We start from the raw sequence: 3,840 nt of genomic DNA, 5'->3' as shown, positions 1-3,840 counted from the left end.
CTGATCATCGGTGGAAAGCCCGTTAAAACCGGCAGCCTCGGTCGATGCATCGTCCCCCACGACCATGGCCACCAGCTGGCTACGTTTCACCAGGCCGGTGAGAAAGAGGTGTCCATGGCCATCACAGCCGCCGCATCGGCCGCCGGAAAATGGGCGGCCATGGACTGGCACGACCGATTGGCTATTTTTTCCCGGGCGGCCGACCTCATCGCCGGCCCCCGGCGCATGACCCTCAATGCCGCCACGATGCTCGGCCAGGGCAAGAACATCTATCAGGCCGAAATTGACGCTGCCTGTGAAACCATCGATTTTCTTCGTTTCAACGCCTTCTACGCCAACCAGATCTACCGGCAGCAGCCGCGGTCCGGTCCGGCGGAATGGAATCACCTGGAGTACCGCCCCCTGGAGGGGTTCGTGTTTGCCGTTACGCCCTTCAACTTTACCGCCATCGGCGGGAATCTGTCGTCGGCACCGGCCATGCTGGGCAACACGGTGTTGTGGAAACCGGCATCCTCGGCCGTATACGCCGCCTGGGTGCTCATGGAGACATTCATGCAGGCCGGCCTGCCGCCGGGAGTGATCAACTTCATCCCGGGGTCCGGCGCCCAGGTGGGCAATCCCGTTCTGGCCAGCCCGGCGTTGGCCGGCATTCATTTTACCGGATCCACATCGGTTTTTCAGGGCATGTGGAAAACCGTCGCCGACAACCTGAGCCGCTACCGCACCTATCCGCGCATCGTCGGCGAAACCGGAGGAAAAGATTTTATCTTCGCACATCCCACTGCCGACCCTGATGCCGTGGTCACCGCCCTGATCCGAGGCGCATTTGAATACCAGGGACAGAAATGTTCGGCCGTCTCCCGGGCCTATCTCCCCAAATCACTCTGGACGCATCTGAAGGATAAACTGACCGCCGCCATGAGCACGATAAAGGTGGGGACGCCGGAGGTCTTCTCCAATTTTGTCAATGCCGTCATCGACCAGGCCGCATTTGATTCGATTACCGGTTATATCGACTATGCCAGGGAGCACCAAGCGGCAGAAATTATCACCGGCGGAAACTATGACTGCAGCGCCGGCTATTTCATCGACCCTACGGTGATCCTCACCACCGACCCCCATTTTAAAACCATGCAGGAGGAAATCTTCGGACCCGTGCTGACGGTCTATGTCTATGCCGACGAAGCCTTCGAAGCGACCCTGGACCTGTGCGACCGGACCTCGCCCTACGCGCTCACCGGCGCCATTTTCGCCCGGGATCGTGCCGCAGTGACAATGGCAAGGCGTCGGCTGGTCAATGCAGCCGGCAACTTCTACATCAATGACAAACCCACCGGCGCCGTGGTGGGACGCCAACCCTTCGGCGGCGGGCGAATGTCAGGGACCAATGACAAAGCGGGCAGCATTCTCAATCTCTATCGCTGGGTCAGCCCGCGAACCATCAAAGAAAATTTTTTACCCGCCACCGACTATCGTTACCCGTTCATGGATGCCGAGTAGACCATCTACAAACCTTGTCATTCGGGCCAGGCCAGTGTTCTCAAGATATTGAGCACGTTTTAAGGAAGAGATAACCATGGAGTTTATCAAAACCCTGGGCATTGAAGAAGAAAATCGTGGTGTATCCACCGGATTGAACTGGCTGGGTGGAGGAGGTGGGCCGAAAATAGAGGTGGTCTCACCGGTGGACGGCAGGGTTATCGCCAGTGTCGTCACCGCCACGGAGGCCGACTATGATCAGGTGGCCCGGACCGCCCACCAAGCCTTCTTGAGCTGGCGACAGGTGCCGGCACCCAGGCGGGGAGAAGTCGTCCGCCGGATCGGCCGTCAGCTCAGGGCTTACAAGCAGCCGCTGGGAACCCTGGTGTCCTACGAGATGGGCAAGTCTCTCCAGGAAGGCTTGGGCGAAGTCCAGGAGATGATCGACATCTGTGATTTTGCCGTGGGCCAGTCCCGGCAGCTCTACGGGTACACCATGCACTCGGAACGTCCGGAACACCGCATGTACGACCAATACCACCCCCTGGGCGTGGTGGGCATCATCAGTGCCTTCAATTTCCCGGTGGCCGTCTGGTCGTGGAATGCCATGCTTTCAGCGGCATGCGGCAATGCCAGCCTCTGGAAGCCGTCATCCAAGGCGCCGCTGTCGGCCATCGCGGTGCAGCATATCCTGGCCGACGTGCTGCAAGACGATGCCGATGTGATCCCTGAAGGGCTTTTTTCACTGGCGGTGGGCAGTGGACGCACCATAGGCCAGCGCCTTTTAGCGGACGAACGGGTGCCGCTGGTATCGATCACCGGCTCCACCCGGGTCGGCCGCCATGCCGCCCAGGTCGTGGCCAGCCGCTTCGGGCGGGCCATTCTGGAACTGGGAGGAAACAACGCCATCATCGTCACCCCTGCAGCCGACCTGGCCATGGCGGTCACGGCCATCGTCTTTGGCGCCGTCGGCACCGCCGGTCAGCGTTGCACCTCCACCCGGCGGGCGATCATCCACGAGTCCATTTTCGACCCGGTTGTCACTTCCCTGACAAAGGCTTACCAAAGCCTGCGTGTCGGCACGCCCCTGGATTCGGTCAACCATATGGGACCGCTCATCGACAGCGCAGCCGTGGCAGACTACCGCCAGGCGCTGTCACAGGTGGTCGCCCAAGGAGGAAAGCTCATTTTTGGCGGCCAAGTGCTCGAAGGCCCCGCGTATGCATCGGGTTGCTATGTTCAGCCCACGCTGTGCGAGGTGGAAAACGACTATGCCATCGTACAGGACGAGACCTTTGCACCCATACTCTACCTGATTCGCTACACCGGCGATGTATCTCGTGCCATCGCCATCCAGAACGATGTCCCCCAGGGACTTTCGTCGGCCATCTTCACCAACGATTTACGCGAGGCCGAGCAGTTTCTCTCCGCAATCGGCTCAGACTGCGGCATTGCCAACGTCAACATCGGCACCTCCGGTGCAGAAATCGGTGGGGCCTTCGGCGGTGAAAAAGAGACCGGCGGCGGCCGGGAGTCCGGATCCGACGCCTGGAAGGGGTACATGCGGCGGCAGACCAATACGATCAACTACGGCCGACGCCTGCCCCTGGCCCAGGGTATCGTTTTCGACATGTAAACGGCTTCGTCGTTGCCCCAACCTGATGACCCAACCGAAGCGTGACGCTTGACGAAACCACGAGGGTCGCCGGCAGATGCACCGTCAACGACTTGAACCCTCCCGCAGCCCCGATGGACGGGATCTCCGCTTCGCTTCGACGAGCGGCGGAAATGCGCTCGCTATCGCGCGGTTACTTTTTCCTTGCTGCCGGTTGTCCCGCCTGCTATCGTTTCTGGATCCATAGATGCCTTTGTTCAAATATCCGGATGTGAGATGTCCGCCAATACCAAAAAAGTAATCGTTAAATCAAAGGTTTGGCTTGAGGATTGCCATGGGCGGATCATTTTCGGCCTGGGCCGAATGAGGATTTTAAACGCCATTGATAAATGCGGGTCCCTCAACGCGGCCGCCAAGGAGCTCAAAATGAGCTACCGTGCGGTCTGGGGCAAAATCAAGGTGACCGAAGAGGCCCTGGGCAAGCCCCTGCTGGTGAAAAGCCAGGGCGGCAGTGCCGGTGGCGGCTCAACGCTCACCCCTTATGCCCACACCCTTATGGAGCGGTATTTGGCCCTTTCCCGCATCATCGACACCCAGGCCGATGGTCTGTTCGACTCCGGATTCCTCGATCCGCAGTAGCCATACGCCCCCGTAAATGCTATACACCGGGGTATGGGCGGCTATCGCGGCATCCGGCCGGAGACCGTTCTTTACACCACGCCAATCGATCTTAAAACACCATGCAT

General features: G+C 59.7%; 3 protein-coding genes. All 3 read left to right on the top strand.

Going from position 1 to position 3,840, the window contains the following annotated elements; translation table 11 throughout:
- Positions 1-1,500: L-glutamate gamma-semialdehyde dehydrogenase (gene pruA, locus ABYV26_RS22620; protein WP_372683622.1), on the top strand; the 1,500-nt coding region annotated here is incomplete at its 5' end.
- A 76-nt stretch (positions 1,501-1,576) separates the two neighbouring features.
- Entirely contained in the window at positions 1,577-3,115 is a 1,539-nt protein-coding gene (locus tag ABYV26_RS22615; protein ID WP_372683621.1) for an aldehyde dehydrogenase family protein, read from the top strand.
- Positions 3,116-3,370: 255 nt separating this feature from the next.
- Positions 3,371-3,733, top strand: a complete 363-nt coding sequence (locus ABYV26_RS22610) for a winged helix-turn-helix domain-containing protein (RefSeq protein WP_372683620.1) — start codon at positions 3,371-3,373, stop codon at positions 3,731-3,733.
- Positions 3,734-3,840: the final 107 nt, after the last annotated feature.

Source organism: Desulfosarcina sp. (assembly GCF_041551955.1).
In the GTDB taxonomy this organism is placed as follows: domain Bacteria; phylum Desulfobacterota; class Desulfobacteria; order Desulfobacterales; family Desulfosarcinaceae; genus Desulfosarcina.
Note: the sequence above shows the minus strand (reverse complement) of the source record. Positions and strands in the feature narration are given on the sequence as shown.